This is a genomic window from Paenibacillus sp. DRB1-1 (assembly GCF_052119485.1).
Lineage (GTDB): Bacteria > Bacillota > Bacilli > Paenibacillales > Paenibacillaceae > Paenibacillus > Paenibacillus polymyxa_B.
The window spans coordinates 2,851,725-2,867,084 of the sequence record NZ_JBODQH010000001.1 but is presented as its reverse complement, the minus strand read 5'-3'; the positions used below and the strand labels follow the sequence as shown (position 1 = coordinate 2,867,084).

At 46.0% G+C, this 15,360-nt stretch carries 15 protein-coding genes and 1 riboswitch; of the genes, 5 read left to right on the top strand and 10 right to left on the bottom strand.

Translation table 11 applies throughout. The features are described 5' to 3' along the window. Positions 1 to 37: 37 nt before the first annotated feature. From ACQW03_RS12685 to ACQW03_RS12660, 6 genes are all read right to left on the bottom strand, one after another. On the bottom strand, positions 38 to 1,216 hold the full coding sequence (locus ACQW03_RS12685) for an MFS transporter (RefSeq protein WP_441949972.1): 1,179 nt from the start codon (positions 1,214 to 1,216) through the stop codon (positions 38 to 40). A gap of 68 nt (positions 1,217 to 1,284) precedes the next feature. After that, positions 1,285 to 1,384: riboswitch (purine riboswitch) on the bottom strand. A 58-nt stretch (positions 1,385 to 1,442) separates the two neighbouring features. Further along, positions 1,443 to 2,402 (bottom strand): acetylxylan esterase, encoded by a 960-nt coding sequence (locus ACQW03_RS12680; RefSeq protein ID WP_441949970.1) that lies wholly within the window; start codon positions 2,400 to 2,402, stop codon positions 1,443 to 1,445. Positions 2,403 to 2,413: 11 nt separating this feature from the next. Continuing rightward, complete coding sequence (locus tag ACQW03_RS12675; RefSeq protein ID WP_441949968.1) at positions 2,414 to 3,463, bottom strand: glycoside hydrolase family 130 protein; 1,050 nt, start codon at positions 3,461 to 3,463, stop codon at positions 2,414 to 2,416. A 61-nt stretch (positions 3,464 to 3,524) separates the two neighbouring features. Further along, positions 3,525 to 4,358 carry a carbohydrate ABC transporter permease gene (locus ACQW03_RS12670; protein ID WP_023990883.1) on the bottom strand — a complete coding sequence of 278 codons (834 nt, stop codon included), beginning with the start codon at positions 4,356 to 4,358 and terminating at the stop codon, positions 3,525 to 3,527. Between the two features lie 2 nt (positions 4,359 to 4,360). Then, entirely contained in the window at positions 4,361 to 5,245 is an 885-nt protein-coding gene (locus ACQW03_RS12665; RefSeq protein ID WP_028540811.1) for a carbohydrate ABC transporter permease, read from the bottom strand. Positions 5,246 to 5,314: 69 nt separating this feature from the next. Beyond that, positions 5,315 to 6,637, bottom strand: a complete 1,323-nt coding sequence (locus ACQW03_RS12660; protein WP_071643782.1) for an ABC transporter substrate-binding protein — start codon at positions 6,635 to 6,637, stop codon at positions 5,315 to 5,317. Positions 6,638 to 6,872: 235 nt separating this feature from the next. Here ACQW03_RS12660 and ACQW03_RS12655 point away from each other — a divergent pair, with 235 nt between their 5' ends. The 3 genes from ACQW03_RS12655 to ACQW03_RS12645 all read left to right on the top strand — a co-directional run bounded on the left by ACQW03_RS12655 (position 6,873) and on the right by ACQW03_RS12645 (position 10,506). Beyond that, positions 6,873 to 8,048, top strand: coding sequence for an AGE family epimerase/isomerase (locus tag ACQW03_RS12655; RefSeq protein WP_441949964.1), 1,176 nt, complete (start codon positions 6,873 to 6,875; stop codon positions 8,046 to 8,048). After that, positions 8,045 to 9,244, top strand: a complete 1,200-nt coding sequence (locus tag ACQW03_RS12650; protein WP_076292754.1) for a glycoside hydrolase family 130 protein — start codon at positions 8,045 to 8,047, stop codon at positions 9,242 to 9,244. Before ACQW03_RS12655 ends, ACQW03_RS12650 begins: the two co-directional genes overlap by 4 nt. A gap of 248 nt (positions 9,245 to 9,492) precedes the next feature. Continuing rightward, positions 9,493 to 10,506 carry a substrate-binding domain-containing protein gene (locus ACQW03_RS12645; protein ID WP_441949962.1) on the top strand — a complete coding sequence of 338 codons (1,014 nt, stop codon included), beginning with the start codon at positions 9,493 to 9,495 and terminating at the stop codon, positions 10,504 to 10,506. Between the two features lie 156 nt (positions 10,507 to 10,662). Here ACQW03_RS12645 and ACQW03_RS12640 read toward each other — a convergent pair whose 3' ends face one another. Both ACQW03_RS12640 and ACQW03_RS12635 read right to left on the bottom strand, forming a co-directional pair. Continuing rightward, complete coding sequence (locus tag ACQW03_RS12640) at positions 10,663 to 10,875, bottom strand: cold-shock protein (protein WP_023990889.1); 213 nt, start codon at positions 10,873 to 10,875, stop codon at positions 10,663 to 10,665. 245 nt (positions 10,876 to 11,120) lie between these two features. Continuing rightward, positions 11,121 to 11,636: a DUF2179 domain-containing protein gene (locus tag ACQW03_RS12635; protein WP_023990890.1), complete on the bottom strand. Its 516-nt coding sequence runs from the start codon at positions 11,634 to 11,636 to the stop codon at positions 11,121 to 11,123. Positions 11,637 to 11,792: 156 nt separating this feature from the next. Here ACQW03_RS12635 and ACQW03_RS12630 point away from each other — a divergent pair, with 156 nt between their 5' ends. Then, positions 11,793 to 11,969 carry a CsbD family protein gene (locus ACQW03_RS12630; protein WP_013312524.1) on the top strand — a complete coding sequence of 59 codons (177 nt, stop codon included), beginning with the start codon at positions 11,793 to 11,795 and terminating at the stop codon, positions 11,967 to 11,969. 255 nt (positions 11,970 to 12,224) lie between these two features. Further along, positions 12,225 to 13,268, top strand: a complete 1,044-nt coding sequence (locus ACQW03_RS12625) for a stalk domain-containing protein (protein ID WP_441949959.1) — start codon at positions 12,225 to 12,227, stop codon at positions 13,266 to 13,268. Positions 13,269 to 13,395: 127 nt separating this feature from the next. Here ACQW03_RS12625 and ACQW03_RS12620 read toward each other — a convergent pair whose 3' ends face one another. Next, positions 13,396 to 14,181, bottom strand: a complete 786-nt coding sequence (locus tag ACQW03_RS12620; RefSeq protein ID WP_441949957.1) for a copper amine oxidase N-terminal domain-containing protein — start codon at positions 14,179 to 14,181, stop codon at positions 13,396 to 13,398. Between the two features lie 52 nt (positions 14,182 to 14,233). Beyond that, positions 14,234 to 15,352 carry a hypothetical protein gene (locus ACQW03_RS12615; RefSeq protein ID WP_441949956.1) on the bottom strand — a complete coding sequence of 373 codons (1,119 nt, stop codon included), beginning with the start codon at positions 15,350 to 15,352 and terminating at the stop codon, positions 14,234 to 14,236. Positions 15,353 to 15,360 lie beyond the last annotated feature (8 nt).

Below are 15,360 nucleotides of genomic sequence, written 5' to 3'. Positions count from 1 at the left end.
TTGCTCGCATTATAAAAGAGGGCGATGGTCCAGCAAATTATGAAACAGAGTGGTGCCCTCTGACAGCCTGCGATGTCCCCGCTCTGGTAATCGAAAATACGCCGCAGACAAAAGCAACAATCACAAATGCCCCACCCACCCAAGCGTTCGTGGCAACAGATTCACTATTTTCAATCACTACTCCTCCCAAGGCAGAACCTAAAGCGATCCCGACCTGGAGTGCGGAGAAATTAAAGCTTTGCTGAATACTACCCGATTCGGGTGCATTTTCAATAAGATAACTTTGCATCGGGGGCGACAAGGCCCAACTCAGTATGCCCCAGATGATCAGTAGTGGCGCAAATACATAAATCGAGTGGATTGAGAATGGCAGCAAGAACATCACGGCGATAAACACGCCTACGACGACTAGAATACTTTTCGCTGTGCCGAACCGATCTGCCAAAGAGCCGCCAATAAATCCGCCGCTCACTGCCGCCAGCCCAAAGACAAAATAGGCCACACTAATCCACGAAGCGTTTAAGCCCATCATATTTTCTAAAAATGGAGTGAAATACGCATATAACGTGTAATGGCCCGCCAGTGTCAGCGCGGTCACCAGATGAGCACTGATGACTTTAACATTTTTTAAGGATTTCAGCTGATCGCGCATAGGCACAACATGTTCCGTCGGAATCCGCTCCATAAACAAGTTGATAACGATCATAGCAACGACCGTCAACAAGGCAATGATCAGGAAAAGCACCCGCCAGCCAAACGCATTTCCAATCAGCACCCCGGCTGGAATACCTAGAACGATGGAGGAGCTAACCCCCATGGAGATGACACCAAGGACACGGGCCTGATAAGCCTTGGACACCACTTTGACTGCAATGGTCAATGACAATGTCACGATCAGCGACCCGCTTGCAGCGGTAATGATACGAGATAAAAACAAAACAGCATAATTCGGACTCCAGAAGGCCAGCAGACTTCCCAGAATAAAGATAAACATCGACCACAGGTACAGTCGTTTTCGTTCAATTTTGGCGGTCAACGCCAACAAAGTTGGCCCAGCAATAGCATACACAAGCGCATAGATCATGATAAGCTGTCCTGCCGTGCTTACGGAGACATTCAAATCCTGTGCAATTTGGGGTAGCACGCCACCGATAATCAGCTCCACCAAACCCACCGTAAAGGTCGCAATCGTTAAAATAACTACTTTGAAGTTCATTACATTAGCTCCTTTGCTGTCATGTAAATCCCTCGTATTACGCAAAAAAATCCTGACCACAAGAAATGTACAAGACGTACACTTTTTGTAATCAGGATTTATCGGTTCCTGGTAGAGACCCTCAAACCATATTATTGAGGTTATACAAATGGGGCATTCATTTATTATGCATTCACGAAGGTTATAGCTATTACTATAAAGGAGTCTGTGGCTAAGTTCAACCCCCCTACAGCCGCAAAAATTCGCTCATAGCACGATCCGACAGATAAGGTAGGTACTCATGACCGTATTCGTGATACAGGAGTATTTCCTTGTCTGATACAATTTTATTGTACACCGCAAACTGCGTAGAAGGCGGACAGATGATGTCCGACAGCCCCGTCACAAACAACACACGACCACGAATACGATCTGCCAAATGTTGAATATCGATGTAGCCTAGTCGGTGAAAGAGCTCCTCCTCGCGCATATGATTCGGATCAAACCAACGAAAATAATAAACCAGTTCTTCATATGCAGATGTAGTGGCATCCAGCGCCCAAGCTCTTTTATAGTCCGACAGAAATGGATATACCGGAACTGCCATACGGACACGTGGCTCCAATGCAGCGCAGGCAACCGTTAAGGCCCCTCCCTGGGAGCAGCCAAATGCGCCAATCCGTTCAGGGTCGACCTGCTCCATAGACATTAGAATACGCACCGTCTGCACGGTATCCAAAAATACATTGCGGTAATACAACCGATCCGGGTCCGGGTCGTCAATTCCACGGATGATATGGCCGCGAACCGTCGTTCCTTGAACCTGCAAATTGTCCTCAGACAGGCCTCCTTGCCCCCGGCAATCCATGGCCAGTACGGTGAATCCGTGTGCCGCATAGCTCACCTTGTCGAACCAGTCGCCACTGTCGCAGGAATATCCATGAAACATGGCCAACGCTGGCCCTTGTTCCGTAAGGTGCTTGGGACGAGCCAGCTTCCCATGAACCTTTGCTCCGCCCACTCCAGTAAAATATAGATGGTAACACTCCACCATCGGAGAGACAAAATCAGCAGGCTCTAGTGTATAATCAAGCGGCTGCCGAGCCAGCTCCTGTAATGCCCGTTCCCAGTATGCGTCAAAGTCTGGCGGCTTCGGGTTACTCCCCATATACGACTGCAATTGCTGTAAAGACATATCCTCTGGCATTCAAGTTCCTCCTACATCCGGCCCGACTCACGGTCGTCTGCGACCACTTCATCCGTTGCGATCACATACTTCATAATGTCGGACACTGTCGTGTATGCAATACCTACATACGTATCAGCGGCTCCGTAATAAATCGCAATCCGCCCGGTGTCCGCATCATGCAGCGTAGCACACGGGAACACCACATTCGGCACAAAGCCCCGTTCTTCGTACCATTCCTCTGGGGTCAGCACGAAATTAGAGGAACGATATTTAACTTTAGACGGATCATCCAGGTCAAGAACGGCTACGCCCATACTGTATACCAGCCCATTGCACGTGCCCGTCACCCCGTGGTAGAACATCAGCCAACCCTCGGTCGTCTCAATCGGAGCCGGTCCGCCGCCAATCTTTACCGATTGCCACCAGCCCTGTCCGCCCTTGCTCATGACATGACGGTGCTTGCCCCAATAGACCAAGTCAGGACTTTCACTTAGGAAAATGTCGCCAAACGGTGTATGTCCGCTGTCGCTCGGACGGGATAGCAACATAAAGTTTCCATTTAGCTTACGGGGCAACAGCACACCATTGCGATTAAACGGCAGGAACGGATTTTCCAATCGTACAAAGCTTTTAAAATCCTTTGTTTGGGCTATCCCCAACGCTGCACCGTAAAAATCTGTACACCAGATGATATAATACGTATCCTCCACGCGGACCAAACGCGGATCGTAAGCATAATTAGGCTGGTAATCGTTCCCTTCCTCGTCAACCAAATGCAGACGTTCTGTCTCAATGTCCCAAGCCAACCCGTCCTCACTCCAGCCTAGATGCAAATGCGGACGTCCATTAATCGTTTCAGCCCGGAATACCCCTACAAACCGTCCCTCATACGGAGCTACTGCGCTGTTGAAAATACGGGCAATGCCTGGTACCGGATTACGCCCAATGACCGGATTCTCACTATGTCTCCATACCGGAGCCTCACTGCCTTCAGGCTTATCCTGCCACGGCATTTCCGGCAGACTATTTCCCACAATTCGTACGCTATTTACTCCCAAATCCACATCCCATTTATTCATACGTTTATTCCCCTCTCACCGAGATACTTGATTTCACCGAATCTTCTATTTCGCCATTATTCTATTTCACCGAACCCTGCGCGAATCCGTTATAGATATATTTTTGTAATGATAAAAACGCAATCAACGTCGGAATAATGGCAATGATAATGCCCGCGCTAATGACTTCCCATTGCGAGCCATATGGCCCTTTAAACTTGAACAGCGCCGTCGATATGACCTGAAGGCTTGTTTTGGGCATATACAGGAACGGGGTATAAAAGTCGTTGTAAATATTAACGCCCTTGATAATGATCACCGTCACAATGGCAGGCTTCAGCAGGGGCAAGATAATGCGCCAGTAGATCGTCAGATAGGAGGCCCCATCCAGCATGGCCGATTCATCCAGCGCCACCGCAATGGAATCCAGAAATTGCAGAAAAATATACACCGCAATAATATCCGTTCCCAAATACAGCAAGATCGCCGCCCAAGGCGTGTTAAACAGCTCCAGCTTGTTGATAATTTGAAATGTCGATACCTGTGTCGTTACCCCCGGAATGAGGGTCGCGAGCAGGAACGCTCCGAGCATAAGACTTTTGCCCTTAAATTTAAAACGGTTCAAAATATACGCGATCATGGAACCCGTTAACGTAGCTCCGATGATCGAAATCAACAGGATAAAAGCTGTGTTCACAAATCCGGTCAGCATATTTCCGTTAATAAAGGCTTTGGTATAGTTAGCCCAATTCAGCCAGTTCACGGGGGGAGTCAGAGGACTGGTTGCCGCATATTCAGTCTTCGTCTTCAAAGATGCAAACAAGATTACGACAATCGGCAGCAGTGCAATGAACGCACCTAGTAGTAGCGCGGCATACTTGATGCTGCTAGCCAGTATTCTTTTCAGCTTATACATGATTAGTCCTCCTCTCCCCGAATTAGCAACCGTTGAAGCAGCGTAACAGCGATTACAATCAGCAGCAGAACAACCGCCATCGCCGAGGCCAAACCGACCTTGCTGTATTTGAATGCCACATCAAGAGTTTGAATGACGAATGTTTCGCTACCGTTGGAGCCACCGGTCATAATATACGGAATATCGAATGCACTGACCGCACCGCTAATTGCCAAAATGAGGTTCAACTGCAAAATCCGCTTGATGCTCGGCAGAATAATTGAACGGAACTGATGCCAGCGGTTGGCTCCATCGATATCGGCTGCTTCATACAGATCACTGGATATGGAAGAAATCGCACCGAGAAACACAATAAAGTTAAAGCCCATGTATCTCCAGATCGACGTACCTGCCAGCGAAATATTGATAATCTCCGGGTTGCCCAGCCACAGCTTGACATACGAACCCAGCCCCATCGCCTGAAGCAGTGTATCGAGCGTGCCGTCTGGCTTAAAAAAGAAAAGAAAAATAAAACCAATGGCCACCCCATTCATCAGGGAAGGAAAAAACAAAACGCCTTTAAAGAAATTTTTAAACCAGGTCTGAAAGCTGAGAATGGTTGCAAAATAAAGGGCCAGACCCATCTGTACAAACGTGGCTACAAAGTAATACAGACTGACCTTAAACACCGAGAAATACTCGGGGTCGGTAAAGATTTTGATATAGTTTTCAAAACCCACATATTCCAGACGCTTACTATAGCCGTTCCAGTCCGAAAAGCTGTACTTAAACATATTGATCACCGGCAAGTACGCAAAAGTGATCAGCAGCGCTAGCGGAATAAATGAAAAGGCAACAATAATCGCCAATCTTTGTTTGGAGTAGCTGAGATTCGAAAATTTTAACATGCTGCACCTCCTGGCTATCCGTCCATCGACTGCTACGTCGATCCTTTCTTTTCTCGTCAGTTCAGATGGCTATTTTGCTTCCTTTGCAGCCACTTCAGCACGCGCCTTCACCCATGCATCGTTCAGATCCTTCATAATGGCATCATACGATTCCGGGCGGTTACCAACCGCTGCCTCAATAATGCGTTTCTTGAAATCAGGCTGCCACAAACCAATTTCGCCCATTTTATCTATTTTATCAACAATTCCTTCCTGTCCTTTCGGGGACGGAGTGAGCGTTTCAAAAACGACTCCCTGATCCTCGTACTGCTTCAAAATGCTAGGCATTGGGGCACCCTTCAGCGGACTAATACTGCCTGCCTGCTCTACAGCATAGTTGGACTTTTCGGTAAACCAGTCCACCCAGGCACGGGCCGCCGCTTTATTTTCACTGTTTACGTTAATACCGAGATTAAAATCACCCGCTAGCGGTACAAGTACCTTGGAGGCATTCGTCGGAAAAGGCATAAAACCGATATCATCCTTGTTAGGAGCTGTGCTTTTGATCTGGTCAATCGCCCAAGAGCCAAGTACCATCGCACCGATTTTGCCTTGAGCGAGATCCGCCTTGGAGGTCTCCCAATCCGTAGTCGTTGGATCTTTTTCAATCAGGCCTTTTTTAGCTGCATCGTACAAGACCTTATACAGTTCATAGTGGGGCTGGCCCTTCGTGAAATTGTCATCTGTATTCGGCTGTGTGACATTTACGTATTCCTTCGTACCCGCCAATGTTGCCAGACTAGACTCCCACTGGGTCAGTGCCCAACCAGAGGCATAGTTCGTAAACAGCGGCACTGCCTTGGTTTTGTCCTTAATCTGCTGTAACGCTGTTAGGAATTGGTCCGGTGTTTTGGGAAGCTGCGTGATTCCTGCGTCCTTGAACACCTTTTTGTTATAAATCACACCAGAGTAAACCATCGCAATCGGAATACCGTAGCTGTTATGATCCACCGTACGTTCTTCAAGGCCGGTATACTTGTTTTTCATCTCCTCATAAGTACCCAGTGGCTCGAAAAAATTGGGCAGCTCTTCAACTGGAATACTGCCAGGAATCAGCAAAACATCTCCGTAATCCCTGGTCCCCATCCGGATTTTAATTTGGCCCTCATAATCGGCCAATGCCTGAAAATTGACCTTCACGTTCGGATAAAGCTTGTTAAATTCCTTGGCGTAGTCCTGAAACACCGTATCCACAATATCTGTCCGCTGTGTGATAACCGTAATTTCACCTTCCACATCCTTTGGATCAGAGCTGGCTGCTGGTGTATCCGATGCTTTTGGAGTACAGCCTGCAAACAAACCTGCTACTAGTAGTACTGACAACAATGGCATCAAAACTTTAGACAACTTCATGAAACGACCCCTCCCATTTTTTTGAATAAGGTTATCGTTAAGCTAACAAAAGTTATTTTATTATGATAACGCTTACTATGTCAATTACATTATTTTTTTGTACAGTACACTAGGCTATTATCTTATAAACAAACACAAGACGAGAATAGTTGACAGTTTACAAACACCTAGATATGATACTTCTGTAAAGTTAACGATAACTTAATAACTTATTTTCCGAAGGGGGCTTTGTCTCTTGGAAACACTACTGGACGAAATTAGACAGGAATGGAAGGAACACATACTCCCATTCTGGCTTGGACTGAAGGATCAGACACACGGTGGGTTTTACGGCGAGGTGGATGTGGATCTGCACACTCATAACCAAGCCGACAAAGGCGGGATTGCCACTGCACGGCTACTCTGGTCATTCTCGGCGGCTGCCCGTGTAACAGGGGAAAATACCTATGCAGAAGCCGCACGACATGCATTCACTTTCTTGCGAGATCACCTGCTTGATCCATTACATGGAGGAATGTACTGGATGGTGGACTACACCGGGCAACCCGTGGACACGTGCAAGCATGTATACGCGCAGGCATTCGCGATCTATGCGCTAGCAGAGTATGCACGTGCCACAGACGACCCGAATGCATTGCCACTAGCTATGGAGCTGTTCCACCTGCTGGAGCAAAAAGGATATGATCGCACCCGCCAGGCATACGGCGAACAATATGACCGCTTGTGGAACACGCAGCCTAATGAGCTACTCAGCGAAAATGGGGTTACCGCGCATATCACCATGAATACGCATATTCATGTTTTGGAGGCGTATACCCAATTGCTGCGCGTCTGGCCAAATGAAGAGGTTCGAGATGCGCTGACGAACGTACTGGACATTTTATATCATCGTGTTTACGATGCTTCTGCCCGACGATTGGGGGTATTCTTCGATCGTGAATGGCGCTCTCTGCTTGACCTGACCTCATATGGTCACGACATCGAAGCCAGCTGGTTGATTGAGGACGCTATGAATGTGCTGGGTTATTACCCGTCAGAATACGTGGATATGGTGATGGATATTGCCAATGCGGTAGCAGAGCGCGCTGTTCAGCCGGACGGATCGCTCATCAACGAGCGGGAAGGAGAGCGGGTAGACACCTCACGTATCTGGTGGGTACAGGCCGAGGGAATGGTTGGTTTTTACAATGCATTTCAACGTACAAAAGACGAACGTTTTTTGCAAATTGTGAAAAATCTATGGTCCTATACCCGGCAATATATCATCGATCCGCGCCCCGGAGGCGAATGGTTCTGGTCAGTTCAAGCGGATGGTAAGCCTGATGCGAGAGAGATTGCAGGCCCTTGGAAGTGCCCTTATCACAACAGCCGATTTTGCATAGAAATGCTAGAAAGGATGGAGAACCAATGATCCATAACAAATACAATGAGCTGCTATTGCAGCAAGAGGAACTGATTACACGCCCCAATGAGGTCAAAACTACCTTTTATAATGGTATCTACGAACGCTATCTCTACCCAGTGCTCACACGCCATCATGTTCCACTTCACTGGCGGTTTGATCTGGATGCGCAAACTAATCCCTTTTTCATGGAGCGGCTGGGTGTAAATGCGGCATTGAATCCAGGAGCAATCTATCATGAAGGAAAATACATTCTTGTTTCGCGTACCGAGGGACTGGATCGAAAGTCATTTTTCGCTTTGGCAGAGAGCGATAACGGCATTGATCAATTTCGATTCATTGACGCCCCCCTAGTCTGGGAGGATATCGACCCAGAAGAAACAAACATGTACGATATGCGGTTGGTGAAGCATGAGGACGGCTGGATTTACGGTATTTATTGCTCAGAGAAAAAAGACCCTGGCGCGCCACCTCACGATACGTCCAGTGCTGTCGCTCAGGCCGGACTGGTCCGTACTCGTGATCTTCGTACATGGACCCGGCTTCCCAACATCACTACCCAGTCCCCACAGCAGCGCAACGTTGTTCTGCACCCTGAATTTGTGGACGGTCACTACGCCTTCTATACTCGTCCCCAGGACGGATTTATTTCCACCGGCTCGGGCGGTGGCATCGCCTTCGGCCTGTGCAAAGATATTACACAACCCGTGATTGAACACGAAACCGTCATTGATGAGCGTTGTTATCATACGGTGTACGAAGCCAAGAATGGTCAGGGCCCTGCCCCGATCAAAACCAGTCGCGGCTGGATTCATATCGCTCACGGGGTACGCAATACGGCCGCCGGGCTGCGGTATGTGCTGTATACCTTTGCCACCAGTCTGGAAGACCCCACGCGCGTCATCGCCAAGCCCGGCGGGCACTTTCTGGCTCCTTATGATGAGGAACGCGTGGGCGACGTTTCGAATGTTATTTTTTGCAATGGGGCAGTCGTTAACGAACAAGATGAAGTCTTTATTTACTACGCATCCAGTGATACCCGTATCCACGTAGCGACGACCACCATCGCTCGACTGGAGGACTACACCTTCAATACACCATCCGACCCGTTGCGCTCTCTCAGCAGCGCCGCTGTTCGCCGTGAGCTGATTCACCACAATGAAGCGCTATTGCAAGCACACTCCCGTCCTTCCCAGCGGACATAAGCCGCAGGCTTTATCCTGCTTGCGGAACCATGTATACTATCCATAGAACAACTGTTACCCGCAGGCTAACAGTTGTTCTATGGGCAGCCATGCTGCCAGTCTTTGTATCTTTACAGGACAGCAACCCTGCTAAATCTTTTTGGATTTTTACAGGCGGCTAAGCTACTGATATATTCCCCAGCATTTTGCATCCATTCTCTGGATTAGGCAAAATGCTTATCTTTTTAAAATTGGAAGGCGGAACAGGAATGAAGAGCAACGTAACGATGCGGGATATTGCAGATAAGCTGGGAGTAAGCAGCGTGACCGTGTCGAAGGCGCTCAATGACAAGGATGGGGTTAGCGAGGAGCTAAAAGAGCGTATTAAGACGCTCGCGGGCGAAATGGGTTACCGTTTCAATACCGTTGCCAAGTCCATGAAGGAGGGCCTCACCTATAACATTGGTGTTGTCATCCCTGAACGTTTTACCGGCCCCGGCCAATCGTTTTATCTGCACATCTACCAGCAAATTTCACGGGCACTGGAGCCATATGGCTACTACGGCATCCTTCACATCCTCCATCGCGAAGACGAAGAACAGCTTAATCTGCCACGTATCTATTACGACCGCAAGGTGGACGGCTTCATTCTCCTGGGCCAAGTGAGCAAGCCATATATTGAGCTTGTACAAACCATGGACCTGCCCAAAATGTTTCTCGATTTTTATGATGAACATGCCGATATCGACTCCGTGGTGACGGATAATTTTTACGGAGCCTACGAGCTGACCAACTATTTGATCGCCCAGGGACACCGGGATATTGCATATGTGGGTAATATCTATTCCACCAGTAGTATTCAGGATCGTTTCCTCGGCTACTATAAATCCTTGCTGGAGCACAGGTTGCCCCTCCGTAACGAGTGGGTGCTCAGTGACCGGGACGATGAAGGTACTTATGTTGAAATGGAGCTTCCTCAGCCGCTACCAACTGCCTTTGTATGTAACTGCGATCAGGTCGCTCACAATCTGGTGCATAAGCTCATTGGCCTGGGTTACCGCGTACCTGAAGACTGCTCTGTGGTTGGCTTTGACAACGATGTATACGCCACTCTTATTGTTCCGCAACTGACCACGGTCGGAGTAGACATCGAGCAGATGGCACGTACCGCGATTGATTCGATGATGAAAAAAATAAGCCATCCCGGCATCCGCTTTGGTCGAGTCCTGGTGCAGGGACATATTGTATATCGTGATTCCGTGCAGCCCATCCAGAGACCATGATCAATGCATATTTTACTTTGGGGACAGGTCACCCCTACTCTAATTTCCACAACCAAAAGCCGCTCAGCATGTCGCTGGAGCGGCTTTTGACGTTCATAAATTCTGCAGTGTGATCATCGTACTCACATTCAATTGTAGATTTTGCAAAATCCTGGATTAGGAGCGCTGGGCGACAAAGGAATTGCCCGCCCGATTGAGAATCGGCAGCATTCGCATTTCCTGCCCCATCGAGGCTTGGCAAAGTGGACAAGCCGGCTCATTCAAAAAGGTGAAATCCGTTCGCATCCAACCGTTGCAACCCTCGTTTGTACACGACCAAATAGCCGTATTTTCCTCTGGAATGATTTCCGGGGCCTGGCGTCTGTACATCTATATCCCCCCTCGGTTTTTATAGGGTAATATCCCCTGTCGGATTACCGTTAATTTCTACCTGCGCCATTATTTTTTCAAAAATTCGATTCCAGTCGCTCCGAAGTGCAAGATATAGACGAACTAAACCAATTCGATCTATATCTTGTTCAATGGAAGTCGCTTATTGGATTTTTGAAAAATTCACCTGTGCGGGTATTAATATGCTCCAACCTCCAAAAAATATGCGCAATTTACCAAAATGTTTATTTACGGATAGCCTTGGTCCAGAAGCCGCCATGAAACTGCTTCGGCTCTACCGTAATGACAAAAGCCTTAGGATCCAGCTCCAGAATGGACTGGTACAGCTTATTCTGGTTTTTCCGTTTAGCCAAAATTTCCATCACTAGGCGCTCTCCATCACGCCCACTGCCCAGCCAGGCTGTAACACCGTATCCTTTGTCCCGCAGCGCATTGGCAATTCCTCCATTGATCTCATTACTGATCACCTTAACGGTGACATAACCAAGCGCTATTTTTTCCTCAATCCATGCTCCAATAAGAATGCCCAATGCATAGCCAATGGCGTAGACTGCAAGACTTGCCACTTGATCCAGATACTTAAGCACAACGTTCAGGCCCAACACATAGACCGTAACCTCCACGGTGCTAATGAGCGCAGCAATGTACTTCTGTCCTTTCAGCGTCAGAATCATGCGCAGTGTATACGCCGATACGTAAATAATTTGAATAACAAGAATAAACAATAAAATTTTGAGCATACGCTCACTCCCCACTTCACGTTCTGATTTAACCCGTATCCAACATTATACCCCCGTCTGTGATATACAGCCTCTGGTTTCGTATTACCCTCGCTCGGGTAATGACTAACTACAGCATGCTGAATGAAAGTTCGATCACATAAGGAGGGCTACAACATGAAGGATAACGGAACTAGCGATAAAATCAAAGGTAATGTGAACAAAGCCAAAGGTGAAATCAAGGACCAAATCGGGAACGCTACCGATAATAAGTCCCTTCAAGCCGAAGGTAAACTGGATAAGGCCAAAGGCCATCTTCAGGAAACAGCAGGCAAACTGAAGGACGGCAAATAATCCTGAATGGATAACCTCGACGCACTGTTTTACCAACAAGTCTCGCTGTCTTGTGCAGCGGGCTTGTTTTGTGTTGCTCGGATACTTTTGGAAAAACTTTTGCGCAAACAGGGCAACTTTTACGGTTGCTGTTGCGTCTAACCAATATAAGCACAACCCATAATGACTCTCCAAGCTGTTGGATTTTGTAGGCATTAATGTTACTCTAGTCTATGAACCAGGCTATAATTCTTAAATAAAGGGGTAGACCAACGAATGAAATCACTGAAATCTATCAAAAAACCTGTCATCATCACTGCCGTATCCGCCTTGGCCATATCCGGGGCTCTTTTCAGCCAATCCACATATGCCGCACAAGTGACTAAGCCGATCCAAGCAGTATATAACAATATCAAAATCATCTACAACGGAACCGAGGTTGCTTCTGATGCCAAAACAGAACCGTTCCTGCTGGATGGCGTTACGTATATCCCACTGAAGCTGGCAGGTACAGCTTTGGATAAAAAAGTAACATGGGATGGCACAAACAAGCGCGTAGTCATTGCTGACAATGGTGTTCCGATTGATCAATCTACGGTTACAGCACTGAACAACCAGATTACGACGCTGACTCAAGAGCTCAACACAGCAAAAGCAGCAAACACAACGAAAGACGCTACCATCGCTCAACTGCAAAAAGACAATCAGACGCTAAAAGATGACGCGAGCAAAAGCAGCTCTAGCACCTTGAAGGATCTTCAAAAGGAGCTGAACGATGATCACAGCGATGACTACGATACTAATTCGGATATTGAGCTCAGTGGCAACAAAAAGGATATTACAGTGACCATCGAAATGACGAAATCCAGATGGGAAGGTTTATCCAGCAGCAAACAAAGAACCTATCTGGAAGATATCGTTGAAGATATTTTGAAAGAGTACAAAGATGCCGAGGTAGAGGGTACGGTTAAGAACTCTAGTAATAGAGATAAATTAGCAACCTTTACAACCAATAGCAGAGGCGATGTTACGATTAAAAAAGTAGGTACATCTTTCGACGCAAGCAGTATCCAACGTGATTTATTCAACAGATACAGCAGCTACGCCGGATACGGCTTTGATTTCAGCGTAAGAGGCGACAGCAGTAAAGCTAACGTGGATGTGTATGTAAATCCGGATGATTGGAATAAAATGTCAAATTTACAAAGAAGCAACCTGACAGATGGCATTATTAATTTTCTTAAAGACGAAGAGTCCATTGATAGAATCGATGGAACTATACGCAATAAAGGGAACAGCAGTCAAATCATTACCTTCTAAGATTATGACTTGTTTATATTATACTAATCAAAATATTCATATAAAGAGAGACCAGATCATTATGGATCCGGTCTCTCTTTATTATATACCGTGAGGTTAAGTTATACAGTATAATTTACTCTTCGCTCTAATCAACAAGTCGTCCCGCTGCAATAATATATTGCACCTTTTCACCCATATTCCCAAAATCGCGTTTTAACGTCAGCTTCCCTTTTCCTGTACATTGAATTTTGCTTCCTGGTATAGATTTAGAGTAAGGATCCATAGTAAATGTTTTCCCATACATTATTAAAGGGCGGATGTCCACTTGTTTCTCGGAAAATTTCAAGCTTTCATCATAGTTTGCGTGAATTATTAGCTTTCCTACACCATTCCATTCATAACTGTGTAGGTCAAAGGCTTCCTTATTCGTTACCTCCGCAAGATCTTGCCCCAAAAAGCTAAGAAGCACCTGACTTTTATTAAAACTATCATGTTCCAACTTCAGTAAGCCCCGTTCTGAGTCCCATTGCATCTTGGCATCCGTATCCTTGACCAACACTGAAATAGGGAGAAACATAGCATTCTCTTTCATAACAGGTACGGTATCCATTGTTACGGGCTCATTATTGATAAAAATATCTCTTGATCCAATGGTGACTACTACGCTACGCCCCAATAAATTTACCGTTGCCGTTTTATTCATAGCATTGTACGCCACCTTACCTCCCAGTAAATCTTTTACCGCTTTGAGGGGAATTAACAACCTTCCTTTAGGATCAACAAATGGTGGTTCAGGTTGAGTATATAAAATGTAGAAATCGTTTACTTTAAAATGAATAGGGATTTCTTGAGATTTAGCAGTTGCGTCCCCTACTATTGGATTTAAACACAATAAAGTAATTAGAAAACATATTAAAAAATTAGTTTTCATACCGTTCTCCTATAAACTTATAACGTAGTTACCATTCATAAAAATATGATAATCATCTATTTTGGTTTTGAATCCAACTAGCCATCCTAGTGTCGGGATCATAGTACTTAATATAATAAGTAGGCCAAGCAATAGTTCCATGCCATTTTTCCCCGTCCCACAATGAATATTCAGGGTAATCCCCCCAAGAATAGTAGTAATCTGAGTTCACCTTAGAAACTAGTAAATTATAAAAATCCCCACTTATCGCCCCATAAATATTGTTCCCATCAAAGTTATTTTTCGCTATTGAAAAAACTCTTTTAAGAGACAACGAAGGAAAATCAGATTCATCAAAAAAAGTCATCATAGCGACAATTTTCTCGGAGCCAACTATTAGATAAGAATCGCCAGAATTAGAGTCAATGTAGAATTTCATAGGTTTGATTTCTGCTCCCTCTGACCATGTTCCGTAAGAATATTCAAACCGATTACTGTTTCTAACATATCCCTGCCAAACTTTCCGACCAGTCTGGTAAGAAAATCCTCCTTCAACTCCCCGTCCTTTTGCTGAATCAAAGCCGAAGTAGAACCACGGCTGCTCTCCATCTCCCAATCTATGAACATAGGGAAGCCAAAAATTTCCAGTCACGCCATCAAAGCCATCATAATCCAATTGAACCCTTGAAAAAGCTCCTGTTGTTCCTCCACTCACTTGCGATGGAGTGGGATTATTTTTACTTGATTTGGAAACATCATGATTGTTGCTTGGTTCACTCAAAGAGTTTGTTTTCATATAAGTAGCATCCGTTACACTATCTTCTTTTGATTCAACTTTATCTGCCATGCCTACATAACCTTTTTCTGAGCTGTATACTTCTCCATCGAGCGTAAGATATATGTATTCCGACTTGTTAAGCTTCTCCAGATTTTGTTGTAGATCACTATTATTTTTACTCTTTAGTGATGTACTATCGGCCGTGTTCAGTAGTTCAGTAATAGATGCTTTCGGATTAACGGCAATCTGGTGTTCTTGAAGTTCATGGACAATGGCCCGCTGTTTGAGATTTTGAAAAAAAGCAGCATCGTACGTAGTGGACTTAGCTTCCGCATAAGCGAAGCTTCCCGAGAATGCCGAACACATGAGGATAGTTGCTAATCCCATGCCAATAAACTTATTTTTCCTAAACATACACAAAC

Bases quoted from the DNA above. Each gene is read 5' to 3' on its own strand.
- ACQW03_RS12685 (WP_441949972.1), bottom strand. From the start codon at position 1,216: ATGAACTTCAAAGTAGTTATTTTAACGATTGCGACCTTTACGGTGGGT.
- ACQW03_RS12680 (WP_441949970.1), bottom strand. From the start codon at position 2,402: ATGCCAGAGGATATGTCTTTACAGCAATTGCAGTCGTATATGGGGAGT.
- ACQW03_RS12675 (WP_441949968.1), bottom strand. From the start codon at position 3,463: ATGAATAAATGGGATGTGGATTTGGGAGTAAATAGCGTACGAATTGTG.
- ACQW03_RS12670 (WP_023990883.1), bottom strand. From the start codon at position 4,358: ATGTATAAGCTGAAAAGAATACTGGCTAGCAGCATCAAGTATGCCGCG.
- ACQW03_RS12665 (WP_028540811.1), bottom strand. From the start codon at position 5,245: ATGTTAAAATTTTCGAATCTCAGCTACTCCAAACAAAGATTGGCGATT.
- ACQW03_RS12660 (WP_071643782.1), bottom strand. From the start codon at position 6,637: ATGAAGTTGTCTAAAGTTTTGATGCCATTGTTGTCAGTACTACTAGTA.
- ACQW03_RS12650 (WP_076292754.1), top strand. From the start codon at position 8,045: ATGATCCATAACAAATACAATGAGCTGCTATTGCAGCAAGAGGAACTG.
- ACQW03_RS12645 (WP_441949962.1), top strand. From the start codon at position 9,493: ATGAAGAGCAACGTAACGATGCGGGATATTGCAGATAAGCTGGGAGTA.
- ACQW03_RS12640 (WP_023990889.1), bottom strand. From the start codon at position 10,875: ATGTACAGACGCCAGGCCCCGGAAATCATTCCAGAGGAAAATACGGCT.
- ACQW03_RS12635 (WP_023990890.1), bottom strand. From the start codon at position 11,636: ATGCTCAAAATTTTATTGTTTATTCTTGTTATTCAAATTATTTACGTA.
- ACQW03_RS12630 (WP_013312524.1), top strand. From the start codon at position 11,793: ATGAAGGATAACGGAACTAGCGATAAAATCAAAGGTAATGTGAACAAA.
- ACQW03_RS12625 (WP_441949959.1), top strand. From the start codon at position 12,225: ATGAAATCACTGAAATCTATCAAAAAACCTGTCATCATCACTGCCGTA.
- ACQW03_RS12620 (WP_441949957.1), bottom strand. From the start codon at position 14,181: ATGAAAACTAATTTTTTAATATGTTTTCTAATTACTTTATTGTGTTTA.
- ACQW03_RS12615 (WP_441949956.1), bottom strand. From the start codon at position 15,352: ATGTTTAGGAAAAATAAGTTTATTGGCATGGGATTAGCAACTATCCTC.